We start from the raw sequence: 20,290 nt of genomic DNA on the forward strand, positions 1-20,290 counted from the left end.
AAAATGGAAAACAACCAACCGGCAGTACCTTTTACGGGCTATCAAAAATTTGTGATATTTATACTGGCTATCACCCAGTTCACGGTGATACTTGATTTTATGGTGATGTCGCCACTGGGCGATATGCTAATGAAATCGCTTAACTTAAAACCCTCGGCATTTGGCGTGGCAGTATCTGCCTATGCCTTTAGCGCAGGGATCTCTGGCTTGTTAACTGCCGGCTTCGCCGATAAGTTCGACCGAAAGAAGTTACTGCTGTTCTTTTACGTCGGTTTTATTGTGGGCACAATCTTTTGCGGGATGGCGCAGTCCTACACTGCCCTCGTTGCCGCGCGGATCATTACCGGTTTATTTGGTGGCGTTATCGGCTCCATATCCATGGCTATTATTACCGATATCTTTGCCTTGCAGCAACGCGGCCGGGTAATGGGCTTTATCCAAATGGGTTTTGGCGCAAGCCAGGTATTGGGTGTACCCATCGGCATTTACATCGCTACACTTTACCGTTGGGAAGCGCCGTTTTGGATGGTGGCCGGCTTGAGTATATTCATCGCGGCAGCTATTGGGTTTTTCCTTAAACCGTTAACAACCCACTTAGCTATCCAGCGCGATAGATCGGCATTGGCGCATTTGTGGCACACAGTTTCAAAAGCAGATTACCGGGTAGGCTTTACCTCGACCGCCCTGCTATCTATAGGTGGCTTTATGATGATGCCTTTTGGCAGCGCCTTCGCGGTGAATAACCTTGGTGTCAACTACAAGCAACTTACCATGCTGCTAATGGTATCGGGCTTAAGCTCGTTGCTGATAATGCCGGTAATTGGGAAGCTAAGTGATAAGATAGATAAGTTCAAGATCTTCGCCGTAGCATCTGTTTGGATGATGATCATGTGTGTGGTGTATACCAACCTTGGCGTTACGCCGCTAATATTGGTAATGGTATTAAACATTTTAATGATGATGGGGATCATGAGCCGCATGATCCCATCTTCAGCACTGACAAGTGCTATACCGGAAATGAGCGACCGTGGCGCTTTCATGAGCATCAACGCATCGCTGCAGCAAATAGCGGGTGGTGTTGCCGCCGCTGTTGCGGGCATTATAGTTACCCAGCCAAGCAAGGGCGCGCCATTACAACATTACAATGTGGTGGGTTATGTAATTGTCGGCATCTCCATTTTAAGCATCTTTCTAATGAGCCGGGTTGATAAACTCACCAAAAAAAGAATGGCCGATAAGACGGTTATAATACCCGAAGAAGCAGCCATTAGCGAAGGTTTTTAACCGATTTATATTTACTGTCCCACTGTTTGTGACACAACGAGTGGGACAGTTTTTAACAGTCTAAAAATCAAACGATAACAAAAACAGTAAATTCCACTCTACATCAAGTATTTCTTTAGGTACAATCCAGAATATTCTGTATTGTACCTAATTGTGCTTTTTGGCCGGCTCATACTATTCGGCAAAAAACGGTACACCGTGGGAAACCCTGAGACAGCACCTTCTGTCGCTTTAAAAGCACCTTTTTATGATATATTTTGAATGAAATAGTATATAATGATCTCAAAAAATTATGCCCTACTTCTAACAAGTCATTGCTGAATAACTACCTTTAGATACCTATAACCTTCATAAATAATGTTAAATATTGCAAAACTTAAGGAGTTATATAACAATAAACAAAATACAAAACATGCTATATATTTCTTTCTTATTGTTTTAATCACAATGCTTCTGGCCCAACTGATATCGCAACTATATAGTGTAGATCAGCTGAATAAAATTACAGGGAATGTAATCAAGGTTAATACAGCAATTACCTCTTATACATTTGGTAGTAAAAATAAAAAGAGCGTGCCGGTCTATTCTCACATAATTACATTCAATGACGATACCTCATATATCATCCCTCAATCAGTTGATGTGGCTCAAGGTGACAAACTTATTTTATATTATCCGCCTGCTTTATACCGCGTTCTAACTCTGGATTTTTTGGATTATGAAAACTATCCGCTACAAATGGTGGTCAATAGTTCTGTTGTAATTAACTTTGCAAGCCACAAAACTCGGGGCTGGAAATTTTGCTTGTATTTACTTGGAGGGATTGGCTTGTTCTGTTACCTTTTATACGATTGGCACCGCTCTTAATGATCCTCCTCCGCCCCTTTATTTTTTGACCCTACAACCCTAAACCTTATAGTAGCGGATACCGGCCCGTGCGGAATGCCTGCAGGCGTATGAGCGAATAGAAGGGCCGCCCCAACCCAAACGCTATTGGAACTGCATTTCCTAAATTTTATGATTTTAGCGGGATATAAAATGCAGCTCACATTACTTATCTTAGCCTGCACCTTATTCATATCACAATGAAACGCACCCTACTGCTCACCCTAATTACTACCGCCGCTATGGCCGCAAACGCACAAATAAAATTCGACCCGCCAAAAACTAAAGCCAAGCCTGTTGTTGATACCCTGCACGGGGTACAGCTAACCGATAATTACCGCTGGCTGGAAGATAAAAAGAATGAGGATGTTATAGAGTGGACCAAAAAGCAGCATGATTATGGTGTAGAGTACCTTGCCAAAACCCAAAAGGTGCACCCCGACCTGAAAGAGAAGATTGCCGCCTACCTAAACATGGATTACGAAGGCCCGCTAAACACGGTTGGTAAACGCGTTTTTCAAACGGTGAAGAAAAAGGGCGATAAGCAATATAAGATCTACACCATTATCGACGGTAAAAAGATTTTGATATGGGACCCGGTTACGCTGGATGCCGATGGCAAGATCTCGACCAGTGGCACAAGCTATACTTATGATGGCGAACGCGCGGCCATCAGCGCACAAAAAAGTGGTGCCGAGGTGAACACCGTTTACTTTATTGATACCCGCACGGGCAAGCAGATTCATGAACCTGTTACTAATACCAGCGGGTTCGATTGGGCGCAGGACCAAAAACATGCATACGTTACCCTGCGCAGCCAGGAAGATGTAGACAAGCAACGCCCCCTTAAAACTTACTATCTAAAAGTTGGCGACCCCATAGAGAAGGCAACCTTTGTAGGCACTACCAAAGATGCCCAAAACAGCTACTTTATTTATGATAACCGCTACAGCGATGTAACCTTTAGCGGCGAGGGCGACTTTTACTCGAACAGTTTACGCATGCGCCCTACCGGGAGTTTAAAGGATGGCAAGCTGATCTACAACAGTAAAAAATTCCAGGCGTATCCCGAGGCTATCGGCAACCACCTGTACATAAAAACCAATGATAACGCGCCCAACAGTAAGCTGATGATAGCTGATAAGCTGAACCCGGATTATAAGAATTGGAAAACGCTGATCCCCGAGAGCAGCACGGTGATGGAGAGTTACGCGGTGACTAAAAATAGCATTATTATACAGGATAAAAAAGACATTGAAAGCCGGTTGACCATCTACAACCTTGCCGGTAAAAAACTGCGCGCCGTGCCCCTGCCCGAAAAAGGCAGCGTAAGCAGCATGAGTTACGACCGCGAGGAAAACAAGCTGTACATATCGCTGGTAACGTTTACATCCACCCCAAAAACCTACGTTTGCTCTCCTAAAGATTATAAGTGGACGCTGTTTTACCAACGGATCTTGCCGGTTGATATGAGCCAGATAGTCGGCGAGATAAAGTTTTATAAATCTAAAGACGGCAGCCGTGTGCCGGCCTTTGTGGTGCACCGTAAAGATCTTAAAATGGATGGCAACAACCCGGTGCTGTTAACTGCCTACGGTGGTTTCCAGTCGGGCATTAAGCCGGGGTATTACGGCTTTTACGCGCCGTTCATCCAGGCGGGCGGCATCGTGGTACAGCCCGGCATCCGTGGTGGCGACGAGTTTGGCGAGCAGTGGCACCTGGACGGGATGCTTGCCAAAAAGCAAAACAGCTTTGATGATTTTTACGCATGCGCGGAATGGCTGATCAAAGAGAAATACACAAAGGAAAGCAAAATAGTAGCCCTTGGCGGCAGCAACGGCGGCCTGCTGATGGGTGCCGCCGCTACCCAACGCCCCGACCTGTTTAAAGCCATTGTATGCGAAGTACCGCTACTGGACATGCTGCGTTACCATAAATTTTTGATTGCCCGTTATTGGATCCCGGAGTACGGCGCAGCCGAAGACCCGGAACAGTTTAGATGGCTGCTGCGTTACTCGCCTTACCAAAATATCCGTGTGGGTGTTAACGTGCCCCCAATGCTGGTAACCGCCGGTGCCAACGATACCCGTGTTGACCCGATGAACGCCAAAAAGTTCGTCGCCGCCCTGCAAAACAACCCCGGCCAAACCAGCCCCATCATCCTCCACATGGATTTTGACAGCGGCCACGGCAGCGGCCAAAGCACCCAGCAAGCCATAGAAAACTGGACGTTTGTATTTGAATATGTAATGAACCAGTTGGGGATGTAAGGGAGAATGGAAGAACTGGGCGTAATAAATAATAGAAAACTGAGCTATCAAAAATACGCTACAGATATTAATTGGGAACAGGCTCCGCCAAATTCCAACTGGGTAGCTGTTGTAGTAGTCAACGATAGCAACAGAAGTGTTCTAAGAGAACTGTCTAATAAATTAATTAACTCCAACGCCTGCTATGTTTGTTGTGCAGGATTGCAGTCCGAATTATTACACGACATGATTGACGATGAAATCGTCTTTAGAGAAGTTGATATAGAAAATTCACATCTCCCACCCTTTGATATTATAACTACGTGGGACACTAATATTGACGATGCTTTATGGTATGCCGTGTTTACTGCTAAACATGATACCGAAATTATTGATGTAGTGGTATGCTCGGATACAACTAATTTGGATATCGAGGAAAGGGTTAGAATACTTAAAGAACCAATTAAGTAAACCACCACGTCATTGCGAGGAGCGAGAGCGACGTGGCAATCTCTTTAAGCAAATCGCACATGTAGGGTATATAACTATCCTAAAGAGATTGCTTCACACCTCGCAATTGTACGGGTTTAAACCTACCTCTCCATCATCGCCAAAACATCCGCCTCGCTGCCTTCAAACGGGCCGGAGGTTTCTATTTTTAGGCCTGCCATGGCGGCGGCAAATTCGCCGGCTTTTTGGATGTCGGCGCCTTTAACGCGTTTGTATAGGTAACCCGCCATGTAGGTGTCACCGCAGCCGGTGGCATCCACCACTTCGGTAGGTTTGTAGGCGGGGATTGTGTAGAAAATACTATCATGATAAATTACCGAGCCCATGCTGCCCAGGGTTACAACCACCTCCTTTACGCCCCACTCGGCCAGTACCTTCGCCCCTTCTTTAATGTCGGCTATGCCGGTAAGCACTTCCAGCTCGTGTTCGTTCACTTTTAGTACATCGATATATTTCAACGCTTCCTTTTTATCGGCCCAGTCTATGGCGTGTACGCCTTTGTCAATTACCTCGCGCAGGTAACCTTGCGCATCTACTGATACATTGCCCCGGCTAAACAAAGCTTTGATCAGATCGGTCGACATATCATCTGCCAGCAGCGGGCCAAGGTGAAAAATGATGGCTTCCACATCTTTCAGGTCTTCGGCTACAAAGGCATCCGCTTTTTGTAAAACGCGCTGGGTACGGTTGTCCTGGTTCTCGCCGTAAATGTTTTCAAAATAAACGGTATATGCGCTGGGCAATACTTTTACCTCGATACCTTTATCGCGCAGGGCGGTAACGCTGGGCAGTTCAGTATCGGCTACTGCGGTAACCAGGCCGTATTTCACATCCATATTTCGGATAGCGTTCGAAAAATAAAAAGCTGTGCCACCCGCCATGTGCTTCACAGCCTTGGGGGTAACAATTTTATCTAAGGTGATATGCCCTATGCAACAAATATCGTACATGCGTTAAATTCAATTTACGGTTAACGGGGTTACAAATGTAATATTCTGCCAGTTAATTATTTGGCACTTAGTTAATTTAACAAACTTACCCCGTAATATCATGGAGTATTTTACACCGGCGTTAATAGTATCCCTCAATACCAACCAGATAACCCATAGATAAAAACTATATACTATAGATTTTTAAGATGCAAACCGAGGGTGTTTAAACCGTATATTTGTTGCATAAATTATAACAAAACAACCATTATGTTAACGATAGGACAAAAATTCCCTCAATTTTCTAAAACAGCCGTAACAAGTCTTGAAAAAGGCAAAGAGTTTGAAACATTAACTTCAGACTATCTTGTTAATGATGATAACGTTTGGACCGTAATGTTCTGGTGGCCAAAAGATTTCACTTTTGTATGCCCTACAGAGATTGCCGAGTTCAACAAAAACTTTGGTGAATTCCGCGATCGCGAAACCCGTTTAATTGGTGCATCAACCGATAGCGAGTTTGTACACGCTGCCTGGAGAACCCACCACGATGACCTTCGCGACCTTAAGTTCCCGATGTTGGCTGATACTTCAAAATCATTAGCAGAAGACCTTGGCATTTTAGAGCCAAACGAAAAAATCGCTTACCGTGCTACTTTCATTATCGACCCTACAGGTGTTATCCGTTGGGTATGTGTTAATGACCTTAATGTGGGCCGTAACGTTAAAGAAGTTTTACGCGTACTTGATGGTTTACAAACCGACGAACTTTGCCCTTGCAACTGGGAAAAAGGCCAGGAAACTTTAACTGCATAATTTTAATGTGCAAATTTCAGATGTGCAGATGTCAAATTCTTATCATCTGCACATCTGAAATCTGCACATTTACACATCTGTATATCTACCCATGAGCGAAAGCACCGAAATAGTTCAGGAACTGTTGGAAACAACCGGCCTTGACAAAACATACCGCACCCCCGCCATCAGCCTGTTAGAGGCAGGCGAATCACGCTACCTGCGCGATCTGAAACTGAATTTTACCAGCACACTTACATCCGAGCATTTAAGCGCTAAAGAATGCGCTTTGTTGGGTTTAAGCACTGCCGTTAATAACCAGAATGCGCCGCTGATCGCGTATTACACCAATATTGCCAAACAAGCCGAAGCTACCGATGCCGATGTGGCAGAAGCTGTGGGCTGTGCATCGTTATTGGCATCAAACAATATTTTTTACCGTTTCAGGCATTTTACCCAGAAGGAAAAATACACCCAGATCCCGGCGCGCATCCGCATGCAGCTGATGATGAAACCTGTAACCGGGAAAGAGTTTTTTGAATTGATGAGCCTTGCCATATCGGCCGTTAACGGCTGCGAAATGTGTGTGAACGCGCACGAAGATTCGTTAATAAAACTTGGCACTACCGAAGAGCGCATTTTTGATGCCGTGAGAATAGCATCATTGGTAACAGCTACCGGGAAAATTATTTTCTAAAAAAGCAGAAATTTTCGGTTTGTATAAATAATATCCGGCAATGTTTGGGTTTGTTAATTTAAAACCCTTAATTTTAAGCCTTAGATTATTACGAACCCCTGTTATCATCATAATTTTATAGCTTATAATATTACCGGTACCAGGGAGGAATACAAATTTAATTGTTGATTTTTTGGAAAAGCCATTCCGTTCGTAAGAACAGAATGGCTTTGTTTTTTTAGTGAGAGTCTGCTACTGCCTTTAGCTTTTTAAAGGGCTGCAGGTATAGTAACGGTATCGAGAAGAGCATCACCAGACCAGAGATCCAATAAGCATCGTCATAACTTAACAACATGGTTTGCCTTATCACCGTGCCTTCAATAGCTGCGTAAGCCATGTGGGTAGCATCAAGTACAGATTTACCGCGGGATAGAAACCCCTGGGTAAGCATGTGCATCCTTTCGGTAAATGCAGGGTTATATGGGTTAATATGTTCTATTAATATACTCCGGTGCAAGCCCTGGCGAATGTGTATGATGGTTGTTAAAGCAGCGATACCAAACGACCCGCCCAACTGGCGCATCATGTTGTTCAAGCCAGATCCCTGCCCAAGTTCGGGTCCTTTAAGGTCGGCCATGGCAAGCGTAGTTAAAGGCACAAATAATAAGGCCATACCTACACCTCGGATCAATAGCGGTATCAACACATCATTTTCGCCGGTTGCCAGGGTAGAATTGCTTAGCATCCAGGTAAACACAAAGAAAAGGAACATACCAAGCGTTGCCATAAATTGTGCGGGGATGCCTTTGTTAAGCATCTTACCTATAAATGGCATCATAAATATTGTACACAAACCGCCGGGGAACAATAACTCGCCCGTTTGCTGGGCGTTAAAGCCAAGCAGGTTCTGACAGAATACCGGGAACACAAACACCGAACCGTATAACCCAAACCCAAGTATAAACGAAGTGAACATACCTACCGCGAAACTACGGTGCCGCATTATGCTGAAGTTTACAATAGGATGTTCGGTACTCATTTCCCGCCATATAAACAGCAGGGTACCCAAAACAGCACAAACAGTAAGCACAGTAATATAAGTAGTAGCAAACCAATCTTCCGATTCACCTTTTTCAAGGATGGTTTGTAAACTACCTACGGCAACCGCAAGCAAGCCAATGCCCCACCAATCGATGGGCTTCTTCTCAGCCTTTGGCGTTTCATTAATAAACGTATAAGCCAGGAACGCCGCAAGTGCGCCTACCGGTAAGTTCACATAAAAAATCCACGGCCATGAGTAGTTCTCGGTTATCCAGCCACCAATGGTTGGGCCTACAGTTGGGCCTACCACCGCGCCTAAACCAAATAGTGCTGTAGCAGTACCAATCTGCTCGCGGGGCCAGGTCTCTATCAGAATAGTTTGGCCCGTAGATATTAAACCACCACCCGCGATGCCCTGCAGGATCCGGAAGATCACCAGTTCATCAAGCGTGGTTGCATTACCACACAAGAATGAGGCTATCGTAAATACAATAATAGACGTAAGGAAATACTGCTTGCGGCCAAATCGGCCACCAAGCCATCCCGACATTGGAAGGATAATTACGTTTGCCACGGCATAACCGGTAACCACCCAGGCAATATCCTCTAAAGTTGCGCCCAGGTTACCCTGTATGTGCGGTATAGCTACGTTTACAATGGTGGTATCGATAAGCTCAAGCAACGATGCCATAATTACCGTTATGGTAATTATCCATTTTTTAAAGCCAGTTTCAGCCATGTTATTTAGTCTTTTGTAATTACCGAAACGTCAACGCTCATACCCGGGCGTAGTTTCGCTATATCTTCTTTGCTGCCTGTGATCTTGATCTTAACAGGGATACGTTGTACAACCTTAACAAAGTTACCGGTAGCATTATCTGGTGGCAGTAAAGAGAATTTTGCACCTGTAGCAGGCGAAAAATTGTAAACTGTACCTTCAATTTTTAAACTTGGGTAAGCATCAACCTTAAGGTCAACTTTTAAACCGTTCTTAATATCGTTTAATTGGGTTTCTTTAAAGTTTGCGGTAATGTAAATACTGTTATCGTTCACTACCGAAAATAAAGTTTGCCCTGCCTGTACCAACTGGCCTACCTGTACATTCTTTTTAGCTACCATACCACTTGCCGGGGATTTTACATCGGTATAGCTCAACTGTAGTTTCGCGTAATCGATGTCCACTTGTTTTTGGCTTACACCTGTATTGGTAACCTTTAACAAACTGCGGCTGGTAGCTATCTGCTCTATCGCGGCTTTGTATTTATCGCGCGATGCATTGTAGTTTGCCTGTGCAACTTCCAGATCGGCCTTGGCCTGGTCAAATTGCTGGCGCGTTACCGATCCATCCTGCACCAGGTTGGCGTAACGGTCGTAATCTTTACGCACTTTATCTAAACGTGCCTTTGCAGATGCTACATCAGCTTTAGCGCTTGATGAGTTTGCGGCAGTGGTAGAGATTTGAGATTCGCCAACATTAATGTTAGCGCTTGCACCAACTTGTGCTGCTTGTGCCTGCTCTAATTTCACTTTGTAATCGCGTTCGTCAATTTTAACCAGTAGCTGGTTTTTGTTAACGTGCGTATTTTCTTCGAACATAATGCTGTCAACATAGCCGCCAACACGTGCCACAACCGGGCTTATGTCGCCATCTATCTGCGCATCATCAGTATCAACGTGTTTGCTGAAGTATATATATTCTTTTACGCCGAATATGATACCCCCTAAAAGAACCACCCCTAATATGATAGGAAGTACCTTACTTTTCTTTTTAGGTTGTTCTGTTTCTTGTGTTTCCTTTGCCATCGCTTTGTATATTGTAATTATTTGTTAAGTTTTCCTGTTGATTTTAATAATGTGTAGTATGCTAATCCCGCATCGGCTTTAGCCAACTCCAAGTTGATCTCGGCCTGGTAAAGCAGGGTTTGCGCATCGGCACGATCTGTAGCCGATGATATATTGCTTTTGTATTTCGATTCCAGGATCCTGTTGTTCTCGTTAGCCTGGTTAATGGATGTTTGCAGCAGGGTTATTTTATCTAAAGCAGCCTTGTAGTTCTGGTAGCTTTGGTTAACCTCGTTCTTTACGTTATCCATAGTGATGCCGCGGTTTATGATCACTTCTTCGCGCTGTAATTTAGCTTCGTTAACCTTGTTCTTATTTGTCCAAAGGCTGCCGAAATCCCAGCCTAACGTTAAGCCGATAGATATTGGGGTGATGTAGTTACCGCTTTTAGGCAGTGGGTTTGCAGATACACCTACATAATAAGCACTGCCCGATGCCGAAAGCGTTGGCGTTGTGTTTGCCTTGATGTTTTTGATGTTGATATCGGCAACCTGCGTACGCAGGTCTAACTGTTTAAACTCGGGGCGGTTGGTCATGGCCGAATCCAGGTAGCTGGTTAGCGGCAAGGCGTTCCTGTCGGCTTCAACAATCTGCGCGATACCTAACTGGGTGGTTTCCGGCAATCCTAAAAGGATATTCATGTTATAGTTGATAATGCGGCGGTTGTTTTCCAGGTCGATGCCGTTCAACTCGATGTTCGAGCGTTGTAACTGGAACCGAAGCACATCATTTTTGGTAACCAAACCCTGGTCAAAAAAGCGTTGCGATTGTTTTATCTGCGCATCAATGGTAGCCAAATTCTGGTCAACCACTTTTTTGCTTTGCAGCACCTTGTACAGGTTGTAGTACGAGTCGATAATGTTGTACGCTATCTGGTCTTTATCATTAACAGCATCCAGGCGGGCAACTTCGCTTAGTAAATTGGTTGACTCGCGGGCATACTTTAACTTGTTACCTGAAAATATTACCTGGTTTAACGATAAGATACCCAGGTAAGCGTTAGCACTTGTTGGCAATGTTAAGCTCTCTTCGCCAAGGTTTAACTTATTGGCGGGGATCTGTGCGCGGTTGTAACCAAAACTGGCACTACCTGTAGGCAACGAGCGGTCTTTAGCCTGTTGGTATCGTGACACCGCCTGGTCTATCCGCGATTGCGAAAGTTTAAGCACTTTACTGTTATCAATTCCCAGTTTAAGGGCTTCCTCAAGCGTTAGGATTTTGTCTTGCGCGGCGGCGGGGTTGGTAATTAGCAATGCTAAAAGCAGCAACGCTAAACTACCCGCGGCCTTTAGGGCTTTGTTTAGTGGTGAGGGTTTCAAGGGTATATTATTTATTGTTGTCATTTTCATTTTGCAAGTAAGCTTTTAACAGTGTTTTCATGTATTTCTTAAACCGGGGTTTAAGCAGATCGTTCTGTACTTTAACATCCAGCACATCATAGCCTAATACTTTTGAAGAGATATGCGGCGTATTTACAATGTAGTTTTTGGTACCGAATATGGTAGCTACCAATAGCTGCTGATCTGCCTCCTTATTAAAGTCGCCTTTTTTGATCCCACCGGCTATAATGTCTAAAAAAACATTTACGTTTTTCATCATAATATCCGTGATCTGGTCGGTGAGGTCACTTTTTTTTGCCTTGGATATTTCGCGGTTCAGCATAACGTGGAAGCAGTTATTGGTTACCACCTTATCTATATAGCTATCGAGATATTTGTCCAGCTTTTCCCATGAGTTGATGCTGTCATCGTTACCGATGCTTTGCAACACAGATTGAAAGTTGCTGATTCTGCGATCAAATATTGCCAGGAAAACCCCTTCTTTTGAACCGAAGTAATAATTAAGCATAGCCATGTTAACCCCGGCCTCGCCTGATATCATACGGGTGGATGCACCATCGTACCCCTGTTCGGCGAAAACACGCTCAGCAACATCGAGTATGTGATCTTTTTTATCTGTTTTATCCTTTTCCATTTTCTTTTTTGTCCCGTGCAAAATTAATTAATCGATTGATTAATAAAAGGATGTTTTATCATGGAATTGTAATTTCAATCAATCGATTAAATAATGAAGCTAAAATGTAATTATGACGCTATAATTATCACACCATTTATTGCGTAAAGCGTTCTTTCAGATATATTTGCGGCTATGAAGCGCATCCTGCCTGTTACCATCGCCCTGTTTTTAGTTTACGCTAAAGTATTTTCACAAACCGCACCACCATCAGATATTGGCACTGTCCAGCAAAACCTAAAAAAACTGAATGTGTTGGGCAGCGTATTATATATAGCCGCCCACCCCGATGACGAGAACACACGCTTATTAGGTTACCTGGCGCAGGAAAAACATTACCGTACGGGATATTTATCATTAACCCGTGGCGATGGCGGGCAAAACCTGATAGGCACCGAGCAGGGCGAACTTTTAGGCTTGATCCGCACGCAGGAACTTTTAGCTGCCCGCCGCATGGATGGCGCGGAACAATTTTTTAGTCGCGCTAATGATTTCGGTTTTTCTAAAAACCCCGAAGAAACCCTTAAATTTTGGGACAAGGATAAAGTGCTGGGCGATATGATTTGGGTGATCCGTAATTTTAGGCCTGATGTGATGATCTGCCGTTTCCCTACAACCGGCGAGGGCGGCCACGGTAACCACACCGCATCGGCCATATTAGCACAGGAAGCATTTAGCGCGGCAGCCGACCCAAAACGTTACCCCGAACAACTAAAATATACAACCGTATGGCAGGCAAAACGCCTGTTATGGAACACCTTTAGCTTTGGCTCAGTTAACACAACCTCGCCGGATCAGTTTAAAATAAACGTTGGTGGATACAACCCGACATTAGGTAAAAGCTACGGCGAAATAGCTGCCGAAAGCCGCAGCAACCATAAAACGCAGGGCTTTGGCTCGGCCAAGCAACGCGGCGATGCCTTTGAATATTTCAAAACCATCCTTGGCGATGCCCCAAAAACCGACCTGCTGGATGGCGTGGATGCCACCTGGACCCGCACACCATTCGGTACGCCGATAGCTCAGAAAATTGCGGCCATCACCAAAGCATTCAACAGCGATGCACCTCAGGCGTCAGTACCTGCGTTAGTAGCTTTACTTGGCGATGTTGACCAAACCGTAGCCACCAACAAAGCTTTTCAAACCGTTAGGCTAACCGAAGGTGCAACAACCGCTTATGAATATTGGCACAAACAAAAGACCAAAGAGTTAAAAGATCTGATTGCAGCATGCGCGGGATTATGGTTTGAGGCGTACACGGCAGAACCCGCTTATGCTATAGGCGATACCATGAAAATTCAATTGCAAGGGATTAACAGCAGCGATGTCCCTATAAAACTCTTTGGTATTACCATAACGGATACATTTATCACCTATGCGGATAGCGTGTTTAAAAAGAACCAACTTAAAACACTGTCACAAAAATTTGCAGCTAATAAACTTACCCAACCTTACTGGCTGGAATCGCCCCATGGTATTGGCAGCTATACAATAAACGATGACCTAAAAGTTGGCAACCCGGAAAACCCGGACGCGCAAATAGTGAGAGTTGATTTTAATATTGCCGGGAAGACTATTAATTACTACCGTAAACTGATATATAAATACGTTGACCCTGCCCGTGGCGAAATCTATCAACCTTTAGAAATCACCCCACCTGTTACCGCCAATATTGCCGAAAAGGTTTACGCCTTTAATAATACGCAGCCGCAAACTATCCAGGTAAAATTAAAAAGCTTTACCAATGCAAGCGGCAGCATCACCCTTAAGCCTGTTGCGGGGTGGAAGATCAGTCCGCAGAAAATTGATTTTACAGCCAAAAACAAAGGCGATGAATGGACGGTAGTTTTTACCGTATCACCTACGGACAGCAAAACTAACACAGCTATTTTACAAGCTGACGTGACCGTCAACGGCAAAGTATTTTCACTGGGCTTATTGGATATCAGGTACAACCACGTGCCGCCCATCACTATCTTCCCGCCGGCGCAAGCTAAACTGGTAAACATCGACCTGAAAACCGCAGGCAAAAAAATAGGCTACATTGCCGGTGCAGGAGATTTGATCCCCGAATCTTTACGCGAGGTGGGCTACGACGTCCATACCCTTACCGAAAGCGAGATCATCAATGGAGACCTGTCTGTTTATGACGCCATTGTAACCGGGGTGCGCGCCTATAACGTAAACGAGCGCCTTACCTACGAGCAGCCTAAGCTGATGGAATACGTTAAAAACGGCGGCAACCTGGTGGTGCAATACAATAACAACAATGGTTTGGTTACCCGTAACATTGGCCCATACCCGTTCACGATAGTTAACCAACGCGTAACCGAAGAAGATGCTAAAGTAACTTTTGCTGAGCCAACCAGCCCCGTACTAAATTACCCTAACAAAATAACCGATGCCGATTTCAGCGACTGGATTCAGGAACGCGGCTTATACTTTGCAGATAATATTGATAGCCGGTACAGTACTCCACTACAAATGAATGATACCGGCATGGCGCCTAATAAAGGTTCGCTTATTGTAACAAATTTAGGAAAAGGCCGTTTTGTTTACACATCGCTTGCATTCTTTAGGGAATTACCTGCCGGCGTGCCGGGCGCATACCGCCTGTTTGTTAATTTATTGAGCAAGCCAAAAAATCAGTAATTTGAATTAGGCATCAATACTTTAATAATATAAATTTGCAGCATCATATTTTAATATAATACTATGTCACATCATCAACACCCACATCACCACGAAGAAAAAAACTACGATTACGTATTTTACCTGGTTGCTTTATTAACCGGTATGTTTGTTGGTGCAATTGTAGAAAGAGGCTTTATCTGGATCCCTGTAGGTGGTGTTTTCGGTTTGTTAACCGCGGCTATCTTCTTAAAATTCCTGGTGAAAGGCCGTGAAAAGGTCTGAGAATACCGACCTCCCTTCTTTTATAAAAAACTGGAACCAGTTTTACGGTATTGTTATCGTATGGCTGGTTTTTTTGATCCTGGTATTTTGGCTCATCACTAAATCTTTTGAATGAGCTTAACCGATTGGATAGTACTGGGCACAACGCTGCTCGCCATTGTTATTTATGGTGTATGGAAAAGCGGCACCAGTAAAAATATAGACCAATACCTGGGCAACCGCTCGCTGCCCTGGTACCATGTTGGGCTCTCGGTTATGGCTACACAGGCCAGCGCTATCACTTTCTTATCCGCCCCCGGGCAAGCTTACAGCGACGGGATGCGTTTTGTGCAATTCTACTTCGGTCTGCCACTGGCCATGATCGTATTGTGTATCACCTTTGTGCCGATATTTCATAAGCTGAAGGTTTATACCGCTTACGAGTTTTTAGAGCAACGGTTTGATTTAAAGACCCGTGCGCTTACCTCTATCCTATTCCTAATTCAGCGTGGGCTTTCTACTGCTATAACCATTTATGCCCCGGCCATTATCCTGTCGGGCATTTTGCATATCAACACTACTTACACAACGCTTTTTATAGGGGGATTGGTGCTTTTTTATACCGTTTACGGCGGGGCAAAATCGGTGTCGTACACCCAATTGCTGCAAATGAGCATTATTTTTACGGGGATGTTTTTGGCAGGTGTTTTTGTGGTGTTGCTGTTACCGCAAAATGTGGGCTTTGGCAAAGCTATTAAACTGGCCGGCAACATGGGCCGCATGAACGTTATCGACTGGAAATTTGACGCTAATAACCGGTATAATATCTGGAGCGGGATCATCGGTGGTTTCTTTTTACAGCTCTCCTATTTCGGTACAGACCAAAGCCAGGTTGGGCGATACCTAACCGGCAGCACGGTAGGGCAAAGCAGGCTTGGGCTCATCATGAACGGGTTGATCAAGATCCCGATGCAGTTTTTGATACTGCTGATAGGTGTGCTGGTTTTTAGCTTTTATCAGTTTAACCGCCCGCCCGTTTTCTTTAATAATTACGAGGTAGAACAGGTAAAGAAAAGCACATATGCCACGCAGTTCAATCAGCTGGAAAAGCAATATGAAGGCGCGTTCGCCAACAAAAAAGAAAAGACCGAAGCCCTTGTAAAAGCATTCGACAGTAAAGATGCCGGGCAAATTGCCTCAACAAAAGCCGAATTAAAACTTGCCGAAACACAGGCAGATACCATCCGCAAAAGCGCTATCAACATCATCAAAAAAAGTAGTGGGAACGAGGCCGTTAACGATACCAATTACGTGTTTCTAACCTTTGTTACGCAATACCTCCCAAAGGGATTGATAGGCTTACTTATTGCGATTATCTTCCTGGCATCAATGGGCTCTACCGCAAGCGGATTGAATGCCCTGGCTTGCACATCGGTTGTAGATATCTATAAACGTATCTTAAAACCTAATGGAAGCGAACAAAGCTATGTTACCGCATCCCGCCTTGCAACTGTATTTTGGGGCCTGGTATGCATTGGCATGGCTTTATACGCTGGCAAAATTGGCAACCTGTTAGAGGCCGTAAACCAGTTGGGATCCTATATCTATGGTACTATCCTTGGGGTGTTCATCGTGGCTTTTTATCTTAAAAGCATCAGGGGCACGCCGGTGTTTATCGCTGCCGTAATAACCGAAATAATCATTTGTGTTATGGGTTATTACGAAACAGTTGCCTACCTGTGGTTGAATGCTATTGGTTGTATTGGGGTAATTATTATCGCTTACATTTTAAATAAGCTGATAGCCGCCAAACCGGCTACCGCTCAATAAAAACATATCAAACAAAACACATCCGGCTTTTTGGCATTAGTAGTATACAAGTATGAAAGCTACAAACAATGCATCTATTTACAGCGCGCTTGCTGCCAACCTGTTAATTGCTGTAACTAAATTTATTGCGGGTGGTTTCACCAACAGCTCCTCCATGATATCCGAGGGGATCCACTCCATGGTTGATACCGTGAACCAGGTGCTGCTTTTGTACGGCCTTAAACGCAGCCACAAAGCGCCGGATGTTAGCCACCCTTTTGGCTACGGGCGCGAGCTTTACTTCTGGTCGTTCATCGTATCTATATTGATATTCGGGCTTGGCGGGGGCATCTCCATTTACCAGGGCATTAATCACATCGTTAAACCTGAAGAACTGGGCGACCCGTTCTGGAACTACATTGTACTGGCATCATCGTTTGTATTTGAAGGCGTATCGCTGGTTATCGCTATAAAAGAATTTAACAAAGTACGTAACGGGCAAAGCTGGTGGTCGGCCATTGTAAGGAGTAAAGATCCCTCGAGCTTTTTAGTGTTGTTTGAGGATGGGGCCGCTGTATTAGGTCTGGCCATCGTTTTTGTTTTTATGCTAATAGGCCACAACTACAACATGCCATATATGGATGGCATCGCATCGGTATTGGTAGGTTTGCTGCTGGTATTTGTATCGGCCATTTTGGCCCGCGAAAGCCGCAGCCTGCTTATGGGCGAAGGCATAGCCCGTAACACCCAGCACAAAATAAGGGTGCTTGCCGAAAAGGATGAAGCGGTTATTAAAGTAATAAACGTGTTATCTACCTACCAGGCGCCGGATGACGTGGTGCTCCTGCTAATCGTGGAATTTAGTCCGGATATCGATACCGAAGATATTACCGCCTCTATTGAAAGGGTACGGCTGGCTATTAAAACCGCGTTCCCGTTAATAAAGCTTGTGTTTGTGCAGCCGCAAACCTATACGCGCATTCCCAGCAGTTTATTTGAAACAAAAAAGCCTTAAACTTTTGGTTTAAGGCTTCCATATATCGGGGTTTTAATTAGTCTTTTGCTTGTGATACTACCGCTTCGTTAAGGCGAACGTACTCTTCATCGTTGCTTTCTTTAGCCAATTTTATGCCTTCCTGCGCAGTTGCAATGGCAGCAGTTTTGTTGCCCATTTTTAATTGTACACGTGCCTTCCAAAGTTTGAACCATGGTGCCTTTGGCTCCAGCTTTTCGGCTTCTAATGCCCATTGCATGGCTTTTTTAAGATCCTTATCGTTTTCGTAGTAGTATTGTATAGCATTAAAATATGGGCGCTTTTTTATATCCCCCTGCATCAGCTTATCAATGTTAGCGGTTATCTGCGCATCATCATCTGTTTGCATGTGAATAGGCACCGCGGTATGGTCCCAAATAATATAAAGATCGGATGTTTTGGTGGTAGAATTAGCAAACGCCATTGTAAAGCTTTCGCGTTTCTCTTTAACATCAATTGGTTTTACAGTAAAGCGCACCAGGTCAGCATCCTGCTTGTAAGTGTAAGCGCCCCATTGCTTTACAGTTTTATTGAGGATAATGGTCCAGCTATTTTTTTCGGGGATACTAAATAAGGAATAGGTACCGGCAGGGACTTTATTACCTTCTACCAAAACGTTTTCGCTAAAGGTGATGGTTGTAGCCCAGTTAGCACCTGTTCGCCAAACCTGCCCGTATGGGTTTATGCCACCGAAAATCTTGCGCCCCTTAACGTTTGGGCGCGAGTAGGTGATGGTTATTTTACCAAGTCCAAAGTCTTGTATTATGGTTTGTGTAGAACTTGCCTCGGGGATACGTGGCTCCTGCTGCGCGTAAGTATTTAAAGTTACGCACGCCATTAGCATGGTAAATAAGTATATTAACGTTTTTTTCATTGGCATAATTTACCACTAAGGTAGCAATTGTAAGATGAATTTTTAGTGAAAAGGTTTAATGCGAAATTGAACGGGTGCCCATAAAAAAATAAAAGCCTCCCAACCTTGCGTCGGGAGACTTTCAACCTAAACCTTATCACAATTAACCGGCAAGATTGCCGGTATGCAGGGGTTAATACAAATACTATACCAAACTTCATGAAAATTTTGAACTTATCTTAAATGTGTCGTTATAACGCAATAGAGCGCTTTTTTACATTAATTTAATATCCTGTTAATTTAGCAGGCGTAACTAATGTCAGTAGTTTTATATACAAGGCCTGACAATTATTGCCCTTTTGCCACAGTTTTGCGGCGCAGATAATGATCTAAAAGGAACAATCCCATTACCACATCAAAAAACAAAAATCCTTTTACAACCGGGCCGCTAAAGAAGTTTGATAAGTGCACCGCTTTTAAGTTGAGCTCCACGGGTATTTTAAATTCGCTACCGCCGATTGACCAGTTTACGGTACTTAGCACGTACACTAACATGGCGGTAATAGTAAATATAAAAAATGCTGCTATGCTTGTTATAATACGTTTGTTTATGGTGGCTTCAAGCGGTTTCATGGCATTTTCTGCCCGGATAGTTTCCATCACGTTGTAGGTGAACGCCATTGATGGTTCCTCAAGTTCCATCGCTTTAAACTCACTGTTTAGCTGTAACAACTCATTGTACTTATTACGGTAAACTTCTTCTTGCTCAATAAGCAGGGCAATGGCTTGCTGCTCAGCTGCAGGCAGTGTCCCATCAATGTAGTCCCAAAGCTTTTCTTCTATACTGTTCATATCAGTTCGTTAACTTCGTGTTTTAAATTACGCTCCAGCTTATCTTTCAAACGCTGGCGCGCCCTAAATAGTTTTACCTTAACCGTGTTGGCCTCTATCCCCATTGCCTTCGCAATTTCTTCCAAGGATTGCTCACCTTTATAAAACAGGGTAATTATAGTAGCATCATCGGGCAAAAGCTGTTCAATAGCCTGGTTTAAATAGTACGACCGCGATTTATTCTCGACGTTATACTCGTCATAACCACTCGGTTTGCTTTCTATCTGTATATAACTTTCGTCTGCATCAATTGAATCGGTATCCAATCTCTTCTTCCGCAAAAAAGTCATGGCGGTGGTGTAAACAATACTGTACAACCATGTGCTAAATTTTGATTGCTGCTGAAAAGAGCTGAGCGACCGGTAGGCCTTTATAAAACAATCCTGCGCTATCTCCTCGGCATCTTCCCTGCCTTTTGCAAAACGTAGCGCTAAAGTAAACACAAACCGCTGGTGGCGCTTTACCAGATCGGCATAGGCCGCCTGGTTGCCCCCAAGGGTTTGTTCTATCAGCTCTATATCGGTAAGCTTGCTTTGCATATTATACAAACACTCTGACTACAAGTGAGGGGAACAGGTTACAGTT

Annotated in this window: 18 protein-coding genes; 10 read left to right on the forward strand and 8 right to left on the reverse strand. The window is 44.2% G+C overall.

Going from position 1 to position 20,290, the window contains the following annotated elements:
• Window positions 1–3: 3 nt before the first annotated feature.
• The 4 genes from ABIB39_RS00815 to ABIB39_RS00830 all read left to right on the forward strand — a co-directional run bounded on the left by ABIB39_RS00815 (window position 4) and on the right by ABIB39_RS00830 (window position 4,889).
• On the forward strand, window positions 4–1,284 hold the full coding sequence (locus ABIB39_RS00815; protein WP_354426693.1) for an MFS transporter: 1,281 nt from the start codon (window positions 4–6) through the stop codon (window positions 1,282–1,284).
• A gap of 357 nt (window positions 1,285–1,641) precedes the next feature.
• Window positions 1,642–2,151, forward strand: coding sequence for a hypothetical protein (locus tag ABIB39_RS00820; protein WP_354426694.1), 510 nt, complete (start codon window positions 1,642–1,644; stop codon window positions 2,149–2,151).
• A gap of 218 nt (window positions 2,152–2,369) precedes the next feature.
• The gene (locus ABIB39_RS00825) at window positions 2,370–4,439 is read left to right on the forward strand and encodes a prolyl oligopeptidase family serine peptidase (protein ID WP_354426695.1); all 2,070 of its coding nucleotides are present in this window, start codon (window positions 2,370–2,372) and stop codon (window positions 4,437–4,439) included.
• A gap of 6 nt (window positions 4,440–4,445) precedes the next feature.
• Window positions 4,446–4,889, forward strand: coding sequence for a DUF7684 family protein (locus tag ABIB39_RS00830; RefSeq protein WP_354426696.1), 444 nt, complete (start codon window positions 4,446–4,448; stop codon window positions 4,887–4,889).
• Window positions 4,890–5,011: 122 nt separating this feature from the next.
• On the opposite strand, the gene ABIB39_RS00835 is transcribed toward ABIB39_RS00830, so the two are convergent.
• Complete coding sequence (locus ABIB39_RS00835; RefSeq protein ID WP_354426697.1) at window positions 5,012–5,878, reverse strand: PfkB family carbohydrate kinase; 867 nt, start codon at window positions 5,876–5,878, stop codon at window positions 5,012–5,014.
• 249 nt (window positions 5,879–6,127) lie between these two features.
• On the opposite strand from ABIB39_RS00835, the gene ABIB39_RS00840 reads away from it, so the two are divergent.
• Together ABIB39_RS00840 and ABIB39_RS00845 are read left to right on the forward strand one after the other, a co-directional pair.
• A complete protein-coding gene (locus tag ABIB39_RS00840) occupies window positions 6,128–6,673 on the forward strand; it encodes a peroxiredoxin (protein ID WP_354426698.1) in 546 nt (181 codons plus the stop codon).
• Window positions 6,674–6,764: 91 nt separating this feature from the next.
• Window positions 6,765–7,349: a carboxymuconolactone decarboxylase family protein gene (locus ABIB39_RS00845; RefSeq protein ID WP_354426699.1), complete on the forward strand. Its 585-nt coding sequence runs from the start codon at window positions 6,765–6,767 to the stop codon at window positions 7,347–7,349.
• A 217-nt stretch (window positions 7,350–7,566) separates the two neighbouring features.
• On the opposite strand, the gene ABIB39_RS00850 is transcribed toward ABIB39_RS00845, so the two are convergent.
• The 4 genes from ABIB39_RS00850 to ABIB39_RS00865 are packed head-to-tail and all read right to left on the reverse strand — an operon-like array spanning window position 7,567 to window position 12,185.
• Window positions 7,567–9,108 carry a DHA2 family efflux MFS transporter permease subunit gene (locus tag ABIB39_RS00850; protein WP_354426700.1) on the reverse strand — a complete coding sequence of 514 codons (1,542 nt, stop codon included), beginning with the start codon at window positions 9,106–9,108 and terminating at the stop codon, window positions 7,567–7,569.
• Window positions 9,109–9,113: 5 nt separating this feature from the next.
• Complete coding sequence (locus ABIB39_RS00855; protein ID WP_354426701.1) at window positions 9,114–10,172, reverse strand: HlyD family secretion protein; 1,059 nt, start codon at window positions 10,170–10,172, stop codon at window positions 9,114–9,116.
• A gap of 17 nt (window positions 10,173–10,189) precedes the next feature.
• Window positions 10,190–11,530, reverse strand: coding sequence for a TolC family protein (locus ABIB39_RS00860; RefSeq protein ID WP_354426702.1), 1,341 nt, complete (start codon window positions 11,528–11,530; stop codon window positions 10,190–10,192).
• Window positions 11,531–11,537: 7 nt separating this feature from the next.
• Window positions 11,538–12,185 (reverse strand): TetR/AcrR family transcriptional regulator, encoded by a 648-nt coding sequence (locus ABIB39_RS00865; protein WP_354426703.1) that lies wholly within the window; start codon window positions 12,183–12,185, stop codon window positions 11,538–11,540.
• A gap of 174 nt (window positions 12,186–12,359) precedes the next feature.
• On the opposite strand from ABIB39_RS00865, the gene ABIB39_RS00870 reads away from it, so the two are divergent.
• The 4 genes from ABIB39_RS00870 (at window position 12,360) to ABIB39_RS00885 (ending at window position 17,943) form a co-directional block, all read left to right on the forward strand.
• Window positions 12,360–14,876: a PIG-L family deacetylase gene (locus ABIB39_RS00870; protein ID WP_354426704.1), complete on the forward strand. Its 2,517-nt coding sequence runs from the start codon at window positions 12,360–12,362 to the stop codon at window positions 14,874–14,876.
• Window positions 14,877–14,939: 63 nt separating this feature from the next.
• Window positions 14,940–15,140 carry a hypothetical protein gene (locus tag ABIB39_RS00875; protein WP_354426705.1) on the forward strand — a complete coding sequence of 67 codons (201 nt, stop codon included), beginning with the start codon at window positions 14,940–14,942 and terminating at the stop codon, window positions 15,138–15,140.
• 111 nt (window positions 15,141–15,251) lie between these two features.
• On the forward strand, window positions 15,252–16,949 hold the full coding sequence (locus tag ABIB39_RS00880; protein ID WP_354426706.1) for a sodium:solute symporter family protein: 1,698 nt from the start codon (window positions 15,252–15,254) through the stop codon (window positions 16,947–16,949).
• A 52-nt stretch (window positions 16,950–17,001) separates the two neighbouring features.
• Window positions 17,002–17,943 carry a cation diffusion facilitator family transporter gene (locus ABIB39_RS00885; protein WP_354426707.1) on the forward strand — a complete coding sequence of 314 codons (942 nt, stop codon included), beginning with the start codon at window positions 17,002–17,004 and terminating at the stop codon, window positions 17,941–17,943.
• Window positions 17,944–17,980: 37 nt separating this feature from the next.
• Here the strand turns inward: ABIB39_RS00885 and ABIB39_RS00890 are convergent, their stop codons facing one another.
• The 3 genes from ABIB39_RS00890 to ABIB39_RS00900 form a co-directional block, all read right to left on the reverse strand.
• A complete protein-coding gene (locus tag ABIB39_RS00890) occupies window positions 17,981–18,835 on the reverse strand; it encodes a DUF2911 domain-containing protein (protein ID WP_354426708.1) in 855 nt (284 codons plus the stop codon).
• Window positions 18,836–19,162: 327 nt separating this feature from the next.
• Window positions 19,163–19,666, reverse strand: a complete 504-nt coding sequence (locus ABIB39_RS00895; RefSeq protein ID WP_354426709.1) for an anti-sigma factor — start codon at window positions 19,664–19,666, stop codon at window positions 19,163–19,165.
• Window positions 19,663–20,244 (reverse strand): RNA polymerase sigma factor, encoded by a 582-nt coding sequence (locus ABIB39_RS00900; RefSeq protein ID WP_354426710.1) that lies wholly within the window; start codon window positions 20,242–20,244, stop codon window positions 19,663–19,665. The genes ABIB39_RS00895 and ABIB39_RS00900 overlap by 4 nt, the downstream gene beginning before the upstream one ends.
• Window positions 20,245–20,290 lie beyond the last annotated feature (46 nt).

The sequence above is a fragment of the Mucilaginibacter sp. UYP27 genome, from assembly GCF_040547175.1.
GTDB lineage: Bacteria > Bacteroidota > Bacteroidia > Sphingobacteriales > Sphingobacteriaceae > Mucilaginibacter.